General features: G+C 64.8%; 22 protein-coding genes. 13 read left to right on the top strand and 9 right to left on the bottom strand.

Features of this window, described 5'->3' with window-relative positions:
- Window positions 1-26: 26 nt before the first annotated feature.
- From C442_RS10320 to C442_RS10300, 5 genes are all read left to right on the top strand, one after another.
- A complete protein-coding gene (locus C442_RS10320) occupies window positions 27-581 on the top strand; it encodes a hypothetical protein (protein WP_049942933.1) in 555 nt (184 codons plus the stop codon).
- Window positions 582-829: 248 nt separating this feature from the next.
- On the top strand, window positions 830-1,897 hold the full coding sequence (locus C442_RS10315; protein ID WP_008310178.1) for a zinc-dependent alcohol dehydrogenase family protein: 1,068 nt from the start codon (window positions 830-832) through the stop codon (window positions 1,895-1,897).
- Between the two features lie 131 nt (window positions 1,898-2,028).
- Complete coding sequence (gene purB / locus C442_RS10310) at window positions 2,029-3,411, top strand: adenylosuccinate lyase (RefSeq protein WP_008310177.1); 1,383 nt, start codon at window positions 2,029-2,031, stop codon at window positions 3,409-3,411.
- Window positions 3,412-3,502: 91 nt separating this feature from the next.
- Entirely contained in the window at window positions 3,503-4,810 is a 1,308-nt protein-coding gene (locus C442_RS10305; protein WP_008310176.1) for an MFS transporter, read from the top strand.
- Window positions 4,811-4,900: 90 nt separating this feature from the next.
- Window positions 4,901-5,545 carry a phosphoribosyltransferase gene (locus tag C442_RS10300; RefSeq protein ID WP_008310175.1) on the top strand — a complete coding sequence of 215 codons (645 nt, stop codon included), beginning with the start codon at window positions 4,901-4,903 and terminating at the stop codon, window positions 5,543-5,545.
- Between the two features lie 99 nt (window positions 5,546-5,644).
- Here the strand turns inward: C442_RS10300 and C442_RS10295 are convergent, their stop codons facing one another.
- The 6 genes from C442_RS10295 to dapA form a co-directional block, all read right to left on the bottom strand.
- The gene (locus tag C442_RS10295) at window positions 5,645-6,826 is read right to left on the bottom strand and encodes a M20 family metallopeptidase (protein ID WP_008310174.1); all 1,182 of its coding nucleotides are present in this window, start codon (window positions 6,824-6,826) and stop codon (window positions 5,645-5,647) included.
- A complete protein-coding gene (gene lysA, locus C442_RS10290; RefSeq protein WP_008310173.1) occupies window positions 6,826-8,061 on the bottom strand; it encodes a diaminopimelate decarboxylase in 1,236 nt (411 codons plus the stop codon). Before lysA ends, C442_RS10295 begins: the two co-directional genes overlap by 1 nt.
- Before the next feature lie 507 nt (window positions 8,062-8,568).
- On the bottom strand, window positions 8,569-9,399 hold the full coding sequence (locus tag C442_RS10285; protein ID WP_008310171.1) for a 2,3,4,5-tetrahydropyridine-2,6-dicarboxylate N-succinyltransferase: 831 nt from the start codon (window positions 9,397-9,399) through the stop codon (window positions 8,569-8,571).
- Between the two features lie 86 nt (window positions 9,400-9,485).
- Window positions 9,486-9,617, bottom strand: coding sequence for a hypothetical protein (locus C442_RS22890; protein WP_275039408.1), 132 nt, complete (start codon window positions 9,615-9,617; stop codon window positions 9,486-9,488).
- Window positions 9,618-9,896: 279 nt separating this feature from the next.
- Window positions 9,897-10,646 (bottom strand): 4-hydroxy-tetrahydrodipicolinate reductase, encoded by a 750-nt coding sequence (gene dapB / locus C442_RS10280; RefSeq protein WP_008310168.1) that lies wholly within the window; start codon window positions 10,644-10,646, stop codon window positions 9,897-9,899.
- Window positions 10,643-11,563, bottom strand: coding sequence for a 4-hydroxy-tetrahydrodipicolinate synthase (gene dapA / locus C442_RS10275; protein WP_008310166.1), 921 nt, complete (start codon window positions 11,561-11,563; stop codon window positions 10,643-10,645). Before dapA ends, dapB begins: the two co-directional genes overlap by 4 nt.
- Before the next feature lie 511 nt (window positions 11,564-12,074).
- Between dapA and C442_RS10270 the strand changes: the two genes are divergently transcribed.
- A complete protein-coding gene (locus C442_RS10270; protein ID WP_049942932.1) occupies window positions 12,075-12,728 on the top strand; it encodes a hypothetical protein in 654 nt (217 codons plus the stop codon).
- A 200-nt stretch (window positions 12,729-12,928) separates the two neighbouring features.
- Window positions 12,929-13,426, top strand: a complete 498-nt coding sequence (locus C442_RS10265; RefSeq protein ID WP_004516675.1) for a LabA-like NYN domain-containing protein — start codon at window positions 12,929-12,931, stop codon at window positions 13,424-13,426.
- A gap of 134 nt (window positions 13,427-13,560) precedes the next feature.
- Here the strand turns inward: C442_RS10265 and C442_RS10260 are convergent, their stop codons facing one another.
- Window positions 13,561-13,743, bottom strand: a complete 183-nt coding sequence (locus tag C442_RS10260; protein WP_008310160.1) for a hypothetical protein — start codon at window positions 13,741-13,743, stop codon at window positions 13,561-13,563.
- A 587-nt stretch (window positions 13,744-14,330) separates the two neighbouring features.
- On the opposite strand from C442_RS10260, the gene C442_RS10255 reads away from it, so the two are divergent.
- Together C442_RS10255 and C442_RS10250 are read left to right on the top strand one after the other, a co-directional pair.
- Window positions 14,331-14,798, top strand: a complete 468-nt coding sequence (locus C442_RS10255) for a PUA domain-containing protein (RefSeq protein WP_008310158.1) — start codon at window positions 14,331-14,333, stop codon at window positions 14,796-14,798.
- A gap of 115 nt (window positions 14,799-14,913) precedes the next feature.
- Complete coding sequence (locus C442_RS10250) at window positions 14,914-15,399, top strand: hypothetical protein (protein ID WP_008310156.1); 486 nt, start codon at window positions 14,914-14,916, stop codon at window positions 15,397-15,399.
- Here the strand turns inward: C442_RS10250 and C442_RS10245 are convergent, their stop codons facing one another.
- Window positions 15,400-16,350: an AEC family transporter gene (locus tag C442_RS10245; RefSeq protein WP_008310154.1), complete on the bottom strand. Its 951-nt coding sequence runs from the start codon at window positions 16,348-16,350 to the stop codon at window positions 15,400-15,402.
- 146 nt (window positions 16,351-16,496) lie between these two features.
- On the opposite strand from C442_RS10245, the gene C442_RS10240 reads away from it, so the two are divergent.
- From C442_RS10240 to C442_RS10225, 4 genes are all read left to right on the top strand, one after another.
- Complete coding sequence (locus tag C442_RS10240; RefSeq protein WP_008310152.1) at window positions 16,497-16,892, top strand: nascent polypeptide-associated complex protein; 396 nt, start codon at window positions 16,497-16,499, stop codon at window positions 16,890-16,892.
- 1 nt (window position 16,893) lies between these two features.
- A complete protein-coding gene (locus C442_RS10235) occupies window positions 16,894-17,616 on the top strand; it encodes a methyltransferase domain-containing protein (protein WP_008310150.1) in 723 nt (240 codons plus the stop codon).
- Between the two features lie 75 nt (window positions 17,617-17,691).
- Window positions 17,692-17,901, top strand: coding sequence for a hypothetical protein (locus C442_RS10230; RefSeq protein WP_004962941.1), 210 nt, complete (start codon window positions 17,692-17,694; stop codon window positions 17,899-17,901).
- Window positions 17,902-17,903: 2 nt separating this feature from the next.
- Entirely contained in the window at window positions 17,904-18,284 is a 381-nt protein-coding gene (locus C442_RS10225; protein ID WP_008310148.1) for a hypothetical protein, read from the top strand.
- Here C442_RS10225 and C442_RS10220 read toward each other — a convergent pair.
- On the bottom strand, window positions 18,265-18,876 hold the full coding sequence (locus C442_RS10220; protein WP_008310147.1) for a hypothetical protein: 612 nt from the start codon (window positions 18,874-18,876) through the stop codon (window positions 18,265-18,267). The two genes, C442_RS10225 and C442_RS10220, sit on opposite strands and share 20 nt — an antisense overlap.
- Between the last annotated feature and the right edge of the window lie 4 nt (window positions 18,877-18,880).

Below are 18,880 nucleotides of genomic sequence, written 5' to 3'. Positions count from 1 at the left end.
TTGTAGCACGCCGCCAACTCGCCCGTATGGCGAAGCTACGGTGTCAGCGCGCTGGTATGGTTGCTGCCGTTGGCGGTATCGTCTGGATCGGCTGGGCCGTTGCGCTGTCCGCGACCGACCAGACAGCAACGAACCTGCCAATCATAGCCGGTATCGTCATCTCTACACTCGGTATCGTGGTCGGCCACTACGCCGTCGAGGACTTCTACGGCGCACGGATGAAGCGGCCCGGGACCGTTGGCGCGTGGGTCGGCGGCCTCGGCGGCCTCGTCTTCGCGGCCGGGCAACTGGTCCGCCTCCTCGACGGTGGTGGCGAGGCGGTCATCGGAATCGGCGTGCTCGTGCTGGTCAGCGGGTCGATACTGGTCGCTGCCGGCCTCGTCAGGACACGCATCCAGCCACCCTGGCTGGGCGTGTTGCTGGGAGTCGGGACCATCGCGTTTCTCGGATTCGAACTCCAGCCAGCAACGGCAACCGTCTACGGCCTCGCGTGGGCCGCACTCGGACAGGACCTCTATCGTTTCGACCCGCCGGATGGCCGCTTTGGCGACGCCGACGGCGACTACGGCTGGCTGAACTGAGGATTGCCCGCTGACGCAATCGTTTCTCGCCTGCTTTCTCGAAGCTCCTCCGATTGAGCCGACATAGATATCGTTGACATATACTACTGGTCCTCGAAGTAGTGGCTGGCCTTTTTAAATATATCTAGACTTATTCGGCAGCCACCAGATATCTCCGATACTCTGGACAGGACACTTCCTTCGTATAAAAATAGTGTAGTCGAAAAACCATAATATTCATTAGTAAGATATTCAATGTTAATACTGTAATGCAAGCAGTACTACTAGAAGAGTTTCAGGAACCGCTAACAGTACAGGATGTCGAACGCCCCGAGCCCGAGCCGGACGGTGCCGTCGCCGAGGTCATCGGCTGTGGTATCTGTCGGTCCGACTGGCACTGCTGGCAGGGGGACTGGGACTGGTTCGGCTACCGGCCTGACCCGCCACATATCCTCGGTCACGAGCCGACAGGCAGAATCGTCTCCGTCGGCGAGGACGTCGAAAACGTCGAGGAGGGCCAGGAGGTCGCTATCCCGTTCAACTTCGCCTGCGGGACCTGTGACCTCTGTCGTAACGGGCGCGAAAACATCTGTGAAAACCACATCGGCCTCGGGTTCATGAACCAGGCTCCCGGCGCGTTCGCCGAGGAGGTCCACATTCCAAACGCCGACCTCAACGCCGTTCCGCTCCCGGACGATATCGACGCCGAATCGGCCGCCGGAATGGGCTGTCGGTTCATGACCTCGTTCCACGCGATGGCCCACCGCGCGCCGGTCAGTGCCGGCGACGACGTGGTCATCCACGGCTGCGGTGGCATCGGGCTCTCGGCGGTCCACATCGCGAACGCCCTCGGCGGCAACGTCATCGGGGTCGACCTGATGGACGAGAAACTGGACCGTGCGGAAGACCTCGGCGCTGTCGCCACGGTCAACGCACAGGAGGTCGACGACCCCGCAAAGGAGGTCAGGGACATCACTGACGGCGGTGCCGACGTGTCTGCGGACGCGCTCGGTATCGCAACGACCTGCCAGAACGCGGTGAACTCGCTCCGCAAAGGCGGCACGCACGTCCAGATCGGACTGACCACTAGCGAGGAGGAGGGGATGGTGTCGCTCCCGACCGACGAGTTCGTGGCGAAAGAAATCGACTTCAAGGGGTCGCTCGGCCTCCAGCCATCGCGGTACAGCGAAATGCTGGACATGGTGGAGTCGAGCAAACTCGACCCGACCGCGCTGGTCGAGGACACGGTCGACATCCACCAAGTGCCCGACGAACTGGCCGCGATGAGCGACTACAACACGGTCGGTATCCCGGTCTGTAACGAGTTCAGCAACTAACGACGCACCTCCTTTTTACCCGAACCCCGACTCTCCACCCTTCCCGCCGCCACGCCACGCGTCGCTGTCGCACCGCGTCGCCGTTGGGGGAGAACGACACGCTTTTTCGCGCCTCCCGCGCACACTCCGGTATGACCGAGAGAGGGCCACTGGCCGCCGTTTCGCCGCTCGACGGCCGATACGCCCGCTACACCGAGCCGCTCGTCCCGTACGCCAGCGAGCGGGCGCTGATGCGCGCCCGCGTCGAAGTGGAAGTCGAGTATCTCATCGCGCTCGCCGACCTCGACGCCACGTCGCTGTCAATCGACGACGGCCAGCGCGCGACGCTCCGGGCGCTGTACGAGGCGTTCGACGACGAGGACGCGAGCGTCGTCAAACAGCTCGAAACCGAGGGCTACGGCGAGTACGCGGCGACCAATCACGACGTGAAGGCCATCGAGTACTTCATCCGGCTGGGTATGCCCGAGGACCTCGACGCCGCCAACTGGATTCACTTCGGGCTGACCAGCGAGGACGTGAACAACCTCGCTCAGCGGCTGCTCGTCAAGCCTGCCGCCGAGGAGGTGCTGGTGCCGGAACTCCGCGAAATTCGGGACACGCTCGTGGAGATGGCCCACGCCTACGCCGACGTGCCGATGCTGGCCCGCACCCACGGCCAGCCCGCGACGCCGACGACGTTCGGCAAGGAAATGGCCGTCTACGCCTCGCGGCTGGGCCAGGCCATCGGCCGCGTAGAGCGCGCCGCCGACGCCCTCTCCGGAAAGCTCGCCGGCGCGTCGGGAACCTACGCGGCCCACGTCGCCGCCTACCCCGACGTGGACTGGCAGGCCTTTGCAGAGTCCTTCGTCGGCGACCTCGGTCTGGACCACGAACCGCTGACGACGCAGGTCAACCCCTGTGACGACCTCGCGGTCCTGTTCGACGCGCTCCGGGGGGCGAACAACATCCTGCTGGACCTCGATCTGGACGTGTGGCTGTACGTCTCGGACCGCTACCTCGGCCAGGAGGCCGTCGAGGGCGAGACGGGGTCGTCGACGATGCCACACAAGGTCAACCCCATCGACTTCGAGAACAGCGAGGGGAACCTCTCGAAGGCGAACTCCGACCTCGTGTTCCTCGGCGACTACGTCACGAACTCCCGGCTCCAGCGGGACCTCTCGGATTCGACGGTCAAGCGCAACATCGGGGCCGCCTTCGCTCACTGCCTCATCGGCTATAGCAAGTGCCAGAACGGGCTGGCGAAGGTCGTCCCCAACGAGCAGGTAATGGCCGACGACCTGGCCGCCACGCCGGAAATCATCGGCGAGGCCGTCCAGACGATCCTCCGGCGCGAGGGGTACGCCGACGCCTACGAGCAGGTGAAGAAGGCCACTCGGGGCCGCGAAGTCTCCATCGAGGACTTCCACGAGATGTTCACCGACCTCGACGTGAGCGACGAGGTACGAGCCGAACTGGAGGCGCTGACGCCGACCGACTATACGGGCATCGCGGCGCAGCAGGCCGACGACATCTGAGAGTCGCTGCCTCGCCGGTGCTGTTTTCGGGTCGACGTACCACCGCGGCGAACGCAACTATGAGGGGCGTGGCCGCCTTCGTCAGGGGTAGATGGTCCTCGGCACTGACACGCGAGTCCTGACGCTCGCGTTCGCCCGGATGGCGGACGCGCTGGGCAACTCGTTTCTCATTATCGTCCTCCCCCTGTACATCGCCAGCGGGCAGGTGTCCCTTGCGGGTATCGTCGGCGAACAGGTGCTCGGGTTCACGCTTCAGACGGAGACGCTCATCGGCCTGGTGCTCTCCCTCTTTGGCCTGCTGAACAGTTTCGGCCAGCCCTTCACCGGGCGGCTCTCTGACCGGACCGGCAAGCGCCGGGTTTTCGTCCTCACCGGGCTGGTGCTGTTCGCTATCGGCAGCGCGGCCTACCCGTTCCTCTCCTCGTACTGGACGGTCCTCGCCGCCCGGGCGTTTCAGGGTATCGGGGCGGCGTTCACGATTCCGGCGACGGTCGCACTCGTCAACGACTACGCCGCGAGCGACGCCGAGCGCGGGGGGAACTTCGGCGTGTTCAACACCTTCCGGCTCATCGGCTTCGGGTTCGGGCCGATAATCGCCGGCGTCGTCATCACCGGCGGACTCGCCGCGAACGAGGTGGTGACCTACCGGTTCGCCGGCGCCGCCGTCTCCGGCTTCACCGCCGCCTTCGCCATCGCCGTCCTGGGCGCTGTCGTGAGCTTCGTCCTCGTGTGGGCCCTGATTCAGGATCCGCCGGTCGATGCCGAAGCGGGCAAAGACCTCTCGATAGCGATTCTGGACCGAGAGGGGGAGGGGCTCGATTCAGTGTTCGTCCTCGGCGTCGGCACGTTCATGATGGCGGCCACTATCGCCCTGTTTGCCACGCTCGAAGGGCCAGTTCGAATGCGGCTGGACGAGTCGACGCTGTTCTTCAGTGTTCAGTTCGCCGCCGTCGTCATCGCAAACGTCGTTTTTCAGGTGCCCATCGGCCGAGCGAGCGACCGGTTCGGCCGGCGGCCGTTCATCGTCGCCGGGTTCGTCATCCTCGTCCCGTCGGTGTTCGCACAGGGTGTCGTGACTGGCCCGTGGCTCATGCTCCTGGCGCGGTTCATCCAGGGGATCGCCGTCGCGCTCGTGTTCGCCCCGTCGCTCGCACTCGCCGGTGACCTGGCCGGCGCGCGCGGGTCCGGGACGACGCTGTCCGTCCTGACGATGGCGTTCGGCCTCGGCGTCGCTGTCGGACCGCTGGCGTCGGGCCTGCTGTACAATTTCGGGTCGTTCAGCACGCCCTTCACTGCCGGTGCCGCGCTCGCGTTCGTCGGACTCGTGCTGACCTACACGCAGGTCGAGGAGACGCTGGACCTCGGCCAGGAGCCGGAGCAGCCGGCACCACAGGACTGAGCCGGTGACGCAGCCACCCGCTCGGTCGGCCGCCAGCCCCGGTGACAACTGACCGGAATGGTTAGGATGTACGATTCCGTATAGTGTGGTATGTTCACAGACCGCTCGGATGCGGCGCAACAGCTCGTGGCCGCGCTGCGCCGGCGGGATGTCGTCGGCGATATCGTCGTCACGCTCGCACCGAACGGCGTCCCCGTCGGCAACGTGGTCGCTGACGCGACCGGACTCCCGATGGATGTCATTGTCATACAACGTATACGTGCTCCAAACCACCCTGAGTTGACTATCGGGGCCGTCGCGCCGGGCGGCTTCTCGTGGATCAACAGCCCGATGATGCGGTTTCTGGACGTGAACTGGGAGTACGTTCAGGAAGCCAAGACACACGCGAGCGACACCGTCGAGACCCGGGCAGTCGCCTATGGCGAGACGTGGGGGCCGCTCGACGTGGCCGGCAAGCGGGTCCTGCTGGTCGACGACGGGATTCCGACGGGGGCGGCGATGCGCGTCGCCACCCAGCGACTGCGGAAAGCAGGTGCCGACGAGGTTATCGCCGCCGCCCCCGTCGCGCCGCCAGACGTGCTCGAGGAGGTACAGCGGTGGGCCGACGACGTCGTCGTCCCGTTGAAACCGGCAGCGTTCCAGGCCACCGCGGACTACTACGAGGAGTTCGAGACCGTGACGGACGAAGAAGCGACGACGGCGCTCTCTGACCTCGTCCAGCGGCGGTCAGCATAGGTCGTGATTGTCCGCCTCATACGGATTGTTGGAGCAATTTACAGCTATGCGCCGACCCCGGGGTCGGAGCTATCCGGAAATAATCTACAACAATCCGTATCAGACCAGCCGTTCGACTGTCTCCCGCACGGCTCGCGCGGCCGTCCGAACCTCTGAGAGACGGACGTACTCCCGTTTCGAGTGAGCGACAGCCCCCCTCTCGTCGCTCAGGTCGCCGGGACCGAACACCACGGTCGGCCCGTTGCTCGCGAAATACGAAGCTTCCGTCGCGGCCCCGAACTGCCGGACCACGCCGCCGCTTGCTTCCTGCAGCGTGCGGACCAGTTCTGCGTCGGTGTCGGTCGCGAACGCCTCGGGGAACGGCGTGTCCGGGCGAATCAGGTCCACGGTGAGACTCATCGAATCCGGGAGCCACTGTTCGAGGTGGGCCTGCAGGTCAGCACAGAAGGACTCGCTGGTCTCCGGCGGGACGCTCCGACGGTCGAACGTGATGGTGCATTCGGCTGGGACTTGGTTGGTCGCCTCGCCGCCCTCCACCATCGACGGGGTGAGGATGGGGTAGCCGAGCGTCTCGTGTTCGCCGGGGCCCCGGGCTCGCGGTTCCTCCTCGTCACCGCTCGCGGTTCCCGAGGCGCTTCGCGCCTCGCTGTCATCATATGACTCCATCGCCTGTAGAATCGGTGCGGCGGCACGGATCGCGTTGTGACCACTGCCGGGGTCGGCGGCGTGGGCGCTCTCGCCGTGGATGGTGACCGTACCCTCGAACTGGCCGCGAGCGGCGGTACACACGTCGAGGCCGGTCGGCTCGCCGACGATGTAGCCGTCGGCGTCGATGGTCTCGGCGAGGTGTGCGCCGCCGGTCTGTGTCGTCTCCTCGTCTGTAGAAATCGCCAGCGTGACCTGGCCGTCGTCGGGCGTTACGGTGAGGAACGCATCGAGGAGGGCCGCGAGCGGGCCTTTCGCGTCACAGGCCCCGCGGCCACAGACGATGTCGCCGTCCCCATCGCCGCCGGTGCCATCGACAGTCTCGTCCAGCCCCGGTGGTTCCGCCCGCCGCTCGTAGGGCAGATGCGGCGGCACGGTGTCGATGTGCGTGTTAAGCAGGATATGCGTCCCGTCGGGGTCACCTCGTGAGGCGACGACGTTCCCGAGGTCGTCTACGTCCGGGTACTCCCCGGCGTCTTCGAGCGTGTCGACCAGCAGCGAGCGCATGTCTTCGACGCTCTCGTGCGACGGCGTCTCGACGGCCTGCCGGTGGAACGAGGGGATGTCGAACGCCATTACTGTTCCATGCGGGTCACGTCCGCCAGATCTTCGCGCTCGCGGACGAGCCGCGTTTCGCCGCCCTCGAAGGCGATCTCGGCAGGGCGGGGCTGGGAGTGGAACTGGTTCGCCAGTTCGTAGCCGTACGCCCCGGCGTTGCCGATGGCGAGCAGGTCAGTCCGTTCGGGCCGTGCGATGGGCCGGTCGGTGCAGAACACGTCGGCGCTCGTACAGCAGGGGCCGCCGACCGACACCGGTTCGGCCTCGCGGTCCGGCGCGGTGACGTTCCGAATCGGGTGGTAGGAGCCGAACATCGCCGGCCGGATGAGCGTCGCCAGCGAGGCGTCGACGCCGACGACGGTCGTCGCCGGCGTCTCCTTGACCGTGTTGACCTCGGTGAGGATGCATTCGGCATCGGCGACGACGTACCGACCGGGTTCGAGTTTGACCTGTGCGTCGAGGTCCCCGACCGCCTCGCGGACCTTCTCGCCGACGGTATCCATGTCCAGCGGCTCGACAGTCTCTCTGTAGGGGACGCCGAAGCCGCCGCCGAAGTCGACAAAGTCCAGATCTGCGCCATCGGCGATGACCTCCCGGCCCATGTCGGCGACCTTGGCGATGGCACGGCAGTGGTCGTCGAGGTCGTCATGGAGGACGCCGCTGCCAGCGTGAGCGTGCAGGCCGACGAGGTCGAAGCGCTCCCGTACGTCAGCCGCGACCTCGGGCACCTCGTCGTAGGGGATGCCGAATTTGGCGTCCTTTCCGGTGGCGACCTTCTCGTGGTGGCCCGTCCCGATGCCGGGGTTGATGCGGATGGCGACCCGGCCGTCGTAGCCGCGCTCTTCGAGGCGGTCGAAGGTGTCCCGCGCACCCGCTGTAATCGTCAGTCCGGGATGCTCTGCAGCCAGTTCGACGGCGTAGTCGAGGTCGTGATCCGGCGGATTGACGGCCGTGTACTGGAGCGTGTTCGGGTCCGCGCCGGCGTCGATGGCCCGCTGGAGTTCCCCCCATGCCGCACATTCGATGTCGGCCCCCGTCTCCAGTAACTTCGAGAGGACAGCCTGCCCGGTGTGGGCCTTCGCGGCGTACATGACGTGGGCGTCGGGAAACGCCGCGGCGAACCGCTCGTAGTTCTCGGCGACGCGGTCGAGGTCGACGACGTACAGCGGCGTGCCGTGCTCGGCAGCGACCGCCTCGAGGCGCTCGTGGTCCCAGTCCGCGAGGCGGCGGACCGGCGGCGAATCGTGGCTCATTGGGGAAACCACGGCGTCGGTGGCTAACAAGGGTTCCGCTTCGATATCCACGGTTTATCCCCGTATTTTCGGAATGCCCACTGATTTCGTTGAGTGGATTCTCACGATGAACTCGGCGTACTCAAAGCACCCTCCACTGCCCGCCGGACGAGCGTACTCAAAGCACCCTCCACTGCCCGCCGGACGAGCGTACTCAAAGCACCCNACTGCCCGCCGGACGAGCGTACTCAAAGCACCCTCCACTGCCCGCCGGACGAGCGTACTCAAAGCACCCTCCACTGCCCGCCGGACGAGATGATACCGAGAGTGCTCCCTGCGGTCACTTCTCGCTGCTCACTGTTCGCTTCGCGCATTGTCGTCGGGCGGTGATACCGCCCGATTGCCTGCAGGCCCTTCGGTCCCGCTCCGCTCGCTTTACCGCGGACCGCACTTCGTGCCGCCCTCGCTGCTCCACGGCTCCCGCTGGTCGCCGTTCCGTCGAGGAAGCTCCCTACGGTCGCTTCCTCGCTACTCCCGAAGCGCGTCTTCTCTCTCCGTCGCTTCCAGCGTCTCCTGCTCGACATCAGTTGCCACCACAGCGGGCTTGTACGCTCCGCCGGGAATCAGATCGTTCTCGCCGACCGAAGAGTCGACGAAGCGCTGGAACGCGCGCCGTTCCGGCGGCAGTTCGCCGTACAGTACCTCGTCCTCGACGAGGTCGTAGACGGGAATCCGCGGCGTCAGGAGCGTGTTCTCACCCACAATCGAGCCTTCGCCGACGACGAAGCCGCTGGTGACGCGACAGCCAGCGCCCAGCGACACCTCGTCCTCGACGATGACCGGCGCGTTCTCGACCGGTTCGAGGACGCCGCCGATGAGCGTGTTCGCGCCGAGTTTGACGTTCTCGCCGATTTGCGCACAGGAGCCGACGGTGTCACAGGAGTCGACGAGCGTGCCGTCGCCGACGTACGCCCCGACGTTGACGAAGGATGGCGACATCATGATGCAGTCCTCGCCGAGGTACGCGCCGCGGCGGATGGTCGTGCCGTCCGGCGTGTTGCGGGTCCCGCGCTCGCCGAGGTCCTCGGTCTCCCGGAGTGGGAGTACATCGTGGTAGTCGACGCCGCCGTACTCGCGGGCGACGGTTTCGCGCAGGCCGAAGTTCAGTAGAATGCCCTGCTTGACCCAGGCGTTCGCCTCCCACTCGCCGCCGGACTGCTCCGCGGCGCGGACCTCCCCCGCTTCCAGCGCCGCGAGGAATTCATCGAGTACGGCGAGGTGGTCGTCGGTCGCTTCGGCGGCCGTCAGCCCGTCCTGTTTCCGTTGCCAGAGGTCGTCGATATCGGCTTCGAGGCTCATACCACCCGGTTGCGACGCCGGGGGCTTACCTATCGGGGTTTCGGGATGGGTGTGTTACCACGCCGCATTTTCCGTCTGTCGTTCTCTCAGTCGGACCCGCGGCCGGGGATGTACCCGCATTCCCGGCACATACTGATGCGCGGTGCCGTCGCTTCGAATTCGCTGGAACATCGCGGGCAATCGGTCGCTGGTAGTTGTACGCGCTGGTTCGTAGCCATACACGATACGCGGCAACTCCGGCATATAAGGCTGACCGTGGTATTGAGAGAGGTATTCGAGTGTGTATTATCACATATTCATATTTTCCGAACACCGGGTGTCGATATGGGAGCCGCTCACCGATCCGTCTATAGTAGCCATTGAAAATCAATGCACACCTGATCGCACGACGGCAGTGCGATCAGTGTGTAAATCGTTTCAATTGTTACTATAGAACCGCAATCAATTGCCGCGAGTAGACCACTGAAAACCGTCCCGTGTTTCCCTCCCGTTCTCGCTCAGGCGTCTACAACGTCGCCGAACTCGTACCAGCCGGCGTCGCGGCCGACGAGCCACGTCGCCGCATCGAGTGCGCCGGCGGCGAACACGCCGCGGTCCTCGGCCCGGTGCGACAGCGAGAGGACTTCGTCGTTGCCGGCCAGCACGAGTTCGTGCTCCCCGCGAATGTCACCGGCTCGCCTGGCGAACACGCCGATTTCGTCGTCGTCGCGCGGTGCGTGCCCTTCCCGGCCGTACACCGGCTCTACGTCGCGCTCCTCTTGGATCACGTCGAGGATACTGTTGGCTGTCCCCGACGGCGCGTCGACCTTGCGGTTGTGGTGGGTCTCCATGAGTTCGAGGTCGTAGTCGTCGAGCGTGGCGACCGCCTCACTGACGAGGCGCTGGAGGACCTGAATCCCCTGCGAGAAGTTGGTCGCCTTCAGCAGCGGAATCTCATCGCTGGCGTTTCGCAGTCGGGCCAGCCCGTCATCGTCGAAGCCGGTAGTTCCGACGACCATCGGGACGCCCGCTTCGACGCAGGCCTCGGCGACGGTCAGCGCGCCCTCGGGGACGGCGAAGTCGACGACAACGTCCACGTCGTACTCCCGGAGCGCCTCGGCGGCATCGGCGGGGTCGACGATCGGGACGCCGTCGACCGCGTCCGTCTCGCTGGTCGCAAAGCCGACCACGACCTCGCTGTCGGTGGCGGCCTCGACGACGGCCCCACCCATCTGCCCGGTGACGCCGTTGACCGCCACCCGCGTCATCGCTCGGCCTCCGCGTACTCGTCTTCGAGGTCTTCGGTTTCGAGCGTCGCGAGCACGTCACGCAGGTGGTCGAGGTGTTCGTCGGACAGGCGGGTTAGCGGCGAGCGGAGATGTGCCGGGCCGTAGCCCCGAATCCGCATCGCTTCCTTGACCGGGATGGGGTTTGTCTCGACGAACATCGCGCGGAACAGCGGGCCGAGTTCGTGGTGAATCTGGCGGGCGCGCTCGAAGTCGCCGGACAGCGCCGCACCGACCATCGCGCAGGTGCGCTCCGGCTCGATGTTGGCCGAGACGGAGATACAGCCGGTCCCGCCGACCGACAGCATCGGCAGCGTCATGCCGTCGTCGCCGGACAGCACCGCGAAGTCCTCGTCCCGGGTGCGCTCGATGATCTCTGAAATCTGGTTCATATCCCCGCTCGCGGCCTTGTAGGCCCGGATATTCGGATGGGATGCGAGTTCGACCGCCGTATCCGGCTCGATATTCTGGCCCGTCCGCGATGGGACGTTGTAGACGATCTGTGGCAGGTCGACGGCGTCAGCCAGGGTCGTGTAGTGGTCGACGAACCCCTGCTGTTCGGGCTTGTTGTAGTACGGCGAGATGAGCAACAGGGCGTCAGCGCCGGCCTCGGCGGAGCGCCGGGACAGCTCCAGTGCTTCCTTGGTGTTGTTCGACCCCGAGCCGGCGATAACCGGCACGTCGTCGACGGCGTCGATGACCGCCTCGACGACCTCGATGTGTTCGTCGTGGGAGAGCGTCGCCGATTCGCCGGTCGAGCCGACCGGAACGAGGCCGTCGACGCCGGCGGATTCGAGCCGTTGGGCGTCCTCTTGGAGCGTTTCGAAGTCGATACTGCCGTCCTGGTGGAACGGCGTGCACATCGCCGGGAACACGCCGCGGAAGTCGATAGCTGTCATTGCTGAGTGTGTGGTGTCGCTGTGGGTTCGGTTGTCCGGTCGGAAACGGTGCGATAGCCGGCCGATACCGCCGGCTGTTGTGTGTCAAACGACCTGGCCCGAGACGGAGTCGCCACGTCCGCCACGAGCCGCTAAAACGTCGGCTTGCGTTTCGCGCGGACGACGCCCTCGCCGGGGAGCCACGAAACGGTTCCGGACTGACGGCGTCGTCGCATGGTTGAGTAACCAAGCGTGACCGACTTAGCTTTTGTGTTCTCGCTGTCGCCTTTCACAGTGCATTCGAAGCCTTATCGAGTCGTCGCATGGAGACGGCGGGACCCCCATCGTGTGGCAGTACGCCAGCGTTTCCCTCGGCTTGTCTGGGAGACGCTGCTGGAGCAGGCCCGACTGTATTTTGGTATTTGCGTCCTGTCTGAAACAAGCGGTCAGAGGTGTACACATTACATTCTGACAATAACACATAAGTATCGGTCAAAAAACACATACTGCAAGGTACATAATATCGGCAGGTATGCGTCGAAGACACTATCTTTTAGCCACCTCCAGCGTCCTCGGATTCGCCGGCTGTTCGAGTACCAGCAGTGATCCGACCGAGACAGCTGCAAAAACGGAAACCGAGAACACTGAGCAACAAACAGCTGGAAATACCGAAGAGATGACAGAGCGTCAACTCAGTGGTCACATTCGGCCAGCTGAGAGTCCTGAGTCCCCGGTAAAAGACCTCTCGTGTGAGAAGGGCAACTTCACTCGCCACCCGCCAATGTATGACGAAGGCTCCGTTCCGTGGGGAGATACTGGATATGTGTCACTACGGATTGATGGGACAGCGTTTGAATACGGTGACACAGCCCAAATTACGCTGACAAACACGTCTGATAGCACCCTCACTCTGGGTCTTAAGTATATGTACCAGATCGAACTGCTCACTGAAGATGGCTGGCAAGATGTCCGTGGACAGACCGGGGACGATGAGTTTCAATACGTGGATATGGGTACTGAGGCAGCACCCGGGGAGGTATTTGAATGGTCGCTCCGTCTGACCGAAGATGGGGTGGTTCCCGGCGAGAAAGATTTTACTGTGTGTCCTGAACTCGTCTCCGGTCGGTATCGGTTCGTCTACTGGACAGCTACTCCGGTAGCAGTTGCGTTCGACCTCCAGAAGTAGGCTGTTCCGCGCTTGTCTGAGTGAAACGCAATGCTCACTAAGTTGACTGCACGCCTCGGTACTCCGCCCCTTTTATTGACAGGTTCTATCCGCGACCAGAACTGCTGAAGCGACAACAACTGGTTAGTTGGGGCATAATTACGCCGTTCTTTCACGTTTGTATCCCGAAAGCATATTCCGGGCGGTAGCCAATACCTGATATGACAGTTTCCCAGCCGGGACAGCGCGTGGCCGTACTGGCCGACGCGCAAAACCTCTATCACACTGCCCGGAGTCTTTACTCGCGGAACATCGACTACGAGGCACTACTGGAAGAGGCCGTTGACGGCCGCGAACTGACCCGCGCAATCGCCTACGTCATCCGCGCGGATTCACCCGAAGAAGAGTCGTTCTTCGAAGCGCTCGTCGACATCGGCTTCGAGACGCGTATCAAGGACATCAAGACGTTTCAGGACGGGTCGAAGAAGGCCGACTGGGATGTCGGGATGAGCCTCGACGCGGTTTCGCTGGCGAATCACGTCGATACGGTCGTGCTCTGTACTGGCGACGGAGACTTCGCTCGCGTGTGTCGGTATCTCCGCCACGAGGGCTGTCGTGTCGAAGCGATGGGATTCGAGGAGTCGTCCTCTGAAGATCTCAAAGCGGCCGTTGACGGGTTTATCGATATGAGCGACGATTCCGACCGGTTCCTGCTATAGCCCACCCAGTGTGGGCGCTCACTCTGCCACCGTGTCTCCGTTAGCCAACCACGGTACCGGATACCTTCTCACAGTGCGACGGCCTCACAGCTGCTCTCATCTGGGTTACCCTCGACGGAAAAATACCTCCGCGGTCAGACCGGGCGACCGTCTTCTGACGTTCCAACGAGGAGGGCTCCGGCGGCCAGTCCCAGTGCAGCCAGCGCTCCGGCAGCGGCCGGGATGCCGATGTCGATTGCCCCAGTACCAAGGATGAGCACGGTGCTGATCGCCAGCAGCGCAGCGCCCAGAATCACTTTTCGCGTGTCTGTAGCCATGTCACCCGTCACTTGGAAGGCATCCGGTATAAATTTCCCCAAAATCGACGGAGGAAAGTATGGTACTAGGAAGCAATGCCCACATCGTTCCTGAGAGACGCCACCGCTCCGGCTCGGCAGAACGGAAATTCCGGCCCCCCTGCATAACTGAAGCAGCAAACACATCCCCGTGTAGTTCCCCCGACCAGTTGGGTCACAGAGACGGCGTGTTGTCATATGCTGAGGATAGTCGGTACACCCTCGCGCTCGTCACGGAACAGGCGCGAGATGGAGACCCACTGCAGTTCCAGGCGTCGTGGTCGGATCGCTGACCGCGGATCGGATACAGAGGCACACGCCCCGTGTACTCGGGCCGGGGCGACTGACGGAGCGAACCAATGGCATTCCGGTTCGGGACTCCGTCACCCATAGGGCCGGACCGTTGATTCGGAACGGATTGGGGGAGTGGCATTCACCATCGCCACACGATTTCGGTCGGCCGTGGTTCGGGCACCCACGGCTGGGCGACCATTTCATTTCAGACTGCGCCGGACAGTGGTACGGACAGAACCGAAAGGCGGTTTATCACCCGGCATCGAACACGGGCAATGAGTGACGACGAGTTCCGCGGGCTCCGGCGCGCGGCCGACTACCAGTTCGGCGGTGGCGGCGGGACAGCGCTGTTCACCGGCGCTGACGCCCTCGACGTAACACACACAAGCTCTGGCCGGCCGCGACAGGTCCATGCCACGGACGGCCGCATCGCCACGTACGGCGACGACGGACGCTTCCGACTCGGACTCGCCGGCGGGAGCAGACTCCTCGATGCCTTCGACGGGCCGCGACACCGCGTGGTCGTCGGCGACGAGAGCGAGCCCTTCATCCGTGAGGGCCGCAACGCCTTCGCGAAGTTCGTCCAGTCCGCCGACAGCGCTCTCCGTCCGGGCGACGAAGCCCTCGTCGTCCACGAGGACGGCTATCTACTCGCCGTCGGCCGCGCGGAACTGCCCGGCAGCGGCATGGACGACTTCGAGACGGGGATGGCCGTGAAGGTCCGGCAGGGCGCAGAGGACTGACGGGTTTTGTGGCGATCGCCGGGGCGTGCCGCCCTCGTGGGTTGGCACTATCCAGGATGGTCGACAAGGATTAGTATGACAGAAAGCATTTGCTGCTCCCTTCGAGACGAGCGATATGCGCCGCCGCACGCTCCTCGCCGCGCTTGCGCTCTCCCCAGTTGCCGGCTGCAGTGCGCCCGGTGACGACACGTCGACGGACGATTCGACATCATCGACAGCCACAACGACGCCACAGGAACAGCCGACAACGGCAGTGACCAGTACACGGCAGGACACGCCGACGCCGACAGTAACGCCCGCTCCGGACGACCCGATCCTGTTTGTCGTCGACAACGACACGGACAGCGAGCAGACTGTCACACTCACTATCACGAGAAACGAAACGGCGGTACTGGACGAGACGGCGACGCTGGCTGCCGGCGAGTCGGTCGAGTATGACCCGATGATCGGTGCGACCGGCGAATACACGATCACTGTCCAGGTGGAGGGTGGCCCCAGCCGGACCATCGACCGGCCTATCGGCCGGTTCGCGGTCAGAAACGGCTCGAACCACTTCGTCGACATCACCGCCGAGGAGATACGGATATACTGGGAGGAGTAGTCACAGCACCAGTCCGGACTGCAGCAGCCACACGAGAACCGTCACCGTCACCGCGCTGACGACGGTCGTCAGGAACACGGTCGCGCTGACGAATTCGCCTGGCGAGCGGTCGCCAGTCTGATGGCTGAACGCGCCGACGAGGATGATGGTCGTCACGCCGGTCGGCGTCGCCAACAGGAGCACGACCACCCGCGCGACTGTCTGGTTCTGGAACCCGACCACGAGCACCGCGGCGAACGCGAGCACTGGCGCCAGCAGGAGTTTCAACGCGCTGGCGATCCCGACCGACCGGAAATCGCTGTTCCCGTCGACGTTCGATAGCTGGATGCCGAGAATGAGCAACATCACCGGAATCGAGGCGTTGCCAAGCAGTTCGAGTGTCTGCATCACTGTCGAGTCTGTGGGCGGCACTGCGCCGACCCATCGGAGTGCAAGCGCGACGACGACAGCGTAGACGAGCGGCACGCCGAACACACGGCGCATATCCGCGAGCGGGCTGTCGCCGCTACCCCGGGCGGCGATGTAGATGCCGACGGTGTAGAGTAGCACGCCCTGCAGCGCGGTCACGAGGACGGCCGTGCTACGCCCGGTCGCGCCGAAGGCGAAATCCGCCAGCGGGATGCCGTAGTTCCCGGTGTTGGGGAAGATAGCGACGAGGACGAACGCGCCGAGCAGCGGTTCCGAATGCCCCGTGAGGCGGCCGACGCCCTCCGCGATGAGAAGCATCGCCGCGGTGAACAGCACGACAGCGAGGACGACGCTCAGAATCGTATCGCCGGCCAGCGAGGACGTTGTCAGGCTGTGGACCACCAGCGCGGGCGCGAGGACGTACACCGTGATGGTGTTGAGCGCGTCCGGGTCCGTACCTTTCACCCGGCCGAGCGCGAAGCCGGCCGCAGCGACGGCGACGACCGGGAGGATGGCCGTGGCGAAGATGGACAGCAGTGACACGGCGGGGATGGACGGGCGAGCCTTAGAATCGTTACGAAGCCGTGGGAGCGTGCCGGTTTCGCCCGGTCGACCGGCCTGCCCCGCGACGGACTCCAGTCCGAGCCCGGGTCGCTACGCTTTTCTGCCCTGCCCCGCCAGTCACACGTATGTTTGGCGGAGGCGGCGGGATGAACCCGCGCAAGATGAAGCAGATGATGGAACAGATGGGCATCGACATGGAGGACATCGATGCGCAGGAAGTAATTATCCGCACCCCGGACGAGGAGCTCGTCTTCGACGACGCGGAGGTCCAGCTCATGGAAGCGCAGGGCCAGAAGACGTACCAGGTCGTCGGCGAACCCGAGAGCCGCGAACTCGGCTCCGGCGAGGGCTCGGCCGCGGCGGCTGCGGACGACGCAGACGAGAGCGGCAGCGACTCCGGCGTCGACGAGGACGACGTCGAACTCGTCGCGATGCGGGCGGGCGTCGACGAAGACACTGCGCGAGAAGCGCTGGAAGCCAACGACGGCGACCTCGCCGACGCGGTCGACGAACTGGAGTAACGTGGCGTATCTCTTCGTCCACGAAGACCGCGAGTACCTGCTGGACCCCGGCGAGCGCTTCGAGTCCGACCTCGGAATTCTGGAGGTCCCCGAGGACGTGGAACCGGGCGATGTCGTCGAGACCCATCTGGGGACCGGCTTCACCGTCCGTCGGCTGCGCGGCCCGGACCTGTTCACCCACCTCGAACGCACCGGCGCGCCGATGATGCCCCGCGACGTGGGGCTGGTCGTCGGCAAGACCGGCGTGGCCGCGGCGGACCGCGTCCTCGACGCCGGCACCGGGACCGGCATCCTCAGCGCGTACATGGGCCGCATTGGCGCTGACGTGGTCACCTACGAGCAGGACCCCGAATTCGCTGAGGTAGCGCGCCAGAACATGGAGATCGCTGGCGTCGCGGACACCGTCGAGGTCCGGACCGGCGACATCACCGACGACCTCGACGACCTCTCGGGCTTTGACGTGCTGACCCTCGACACCGAGGACGCCCCGACTGTGGTCGAGCGAACGCCGACGCTGCTGGACCGGGGCGGATCGCTGGCGGTGTACTCCCCGTTTGTGGAGAACACGCGCGAGGTCGTGGCGACGGCCACCGAGGTCGGCCTCAACGGCGTCGAGACGCTCGACACCATCCAGCGGGAGATGGACTTCGACGACCGCGGCTCCCGCCCATCGACCGGTGGCGTCGGGCATACCGGCTACCTGACATTCGCGCGGCGGCCCTGACGGCTCCGGTCACCCCTCTCAACCCCTCTTGTTGGGGTCGACTTTAAACATGTAGTAGCACGTACACTGTACTGCATGAGCGAATCAGAAACGCCGATGGAGACGACAACTTGGCCAGACCTCGCGATCGGGCTCTATGACCGCCTGACTGGTCGTAATGCGGAAATAACGTACGACTTCGACGACATGGAAGTCGACGTCCCGAGCAAGGCCGGCGAAGACGCCGAGCACGCTCGCTGGCGGGTCGATGGCACGCTGACTATCACGACACGCGATAACGACTGACAGTGGTCACCACGGCGAAGGCGGTCGGTGATCTGTTCGACCAGGTCGAGGGAAAGCCGGACCTGCTCGTCGACGCCGACCTGACCGTCGAGCGGGACGGGGTCGCGTTCAGCGTTCGCGGGTACGACGACCTCGTCGCCGTCGACCTACCGTCTTTCGGGGCGGCGTTCGCCCTCTGGCGGGACCGACCGGTCGAGGGAAGAGACGCCGCCGCGGCGCTGACTGCGGCCGGACTGACGGCTGAAATCCGCGTTCGCGGAGCGCCCGTGGCCCGCCTCGGCGCGGACGCCGTTCCGAGTTCGCTCGCAAAACGGCTCGGTCTCGGGCCGATAGAGCTGTTCCTCGACGGCGCGCTTCTGGCGCTTACGCCACGGCGCGAATGAGGTCAAGCAGTTCGGCCCGGTAGTCCGACGGCGACCGCTGGAGGGGGTCAGGGGGGGTCTCGATGCCGAGCAGTGACGACAGCGACTGGTCGGGGTACGCGCCGGCGGCGATACGGAACCCATCGCCGTGCCAGACGCCGACCCACCCGGTGATCGACAGCGTCGCATCGACCGCTTCGAGGTCGAGCTCGGCGCTGTAGGTCCGGAGCCGCGCCCGGTCGCCGCTGTCGACGCGGACCCGCTCGCTCCGCCCGCGCTCGACTGATACGAACCCTCTGTCGGCCAACTCCTCGGCGAAGGCCGACTGCGCTTCTGAGCGAACTGTCGGCAGAATCATCGCCGGTCCGATACCCGGCGCGAGCGGCGGGGTAAACGATAGCGCGGTCGCGAAGAAGAACCGCCACTGGTGGTCGAACCCGACCGCGTCTCTGACCGCCTCGCGCGTTTCGGCGTCGTCGTACACTTTCGTCACGCCCTCGACGCGGGCCGTCGGTAACTGAAAGACGGTTTCGACGCTCTCGTCGACGAGCTCCCAGCCGCCGTCGCACAGCCGGTCCGCGGGAACGTCCGGGAACGCGGGGTCAGTGGGCACGGTC

It is taken from the genome of Haloarcula amylolytica JCM 13557 (genome assembly GCF_000336615.1).
GTDB lineage: Archaea > Halobacteriota > Halobacteria > Halobacteriales > Haloarculaceae > Haloarcula > Haloarcula amylolytica.
The sequence above is the reverse complement of the archived record's forward strand: the minus strand, read 5'-3'. Positions and strand labels throughout refer to the sequence as shown.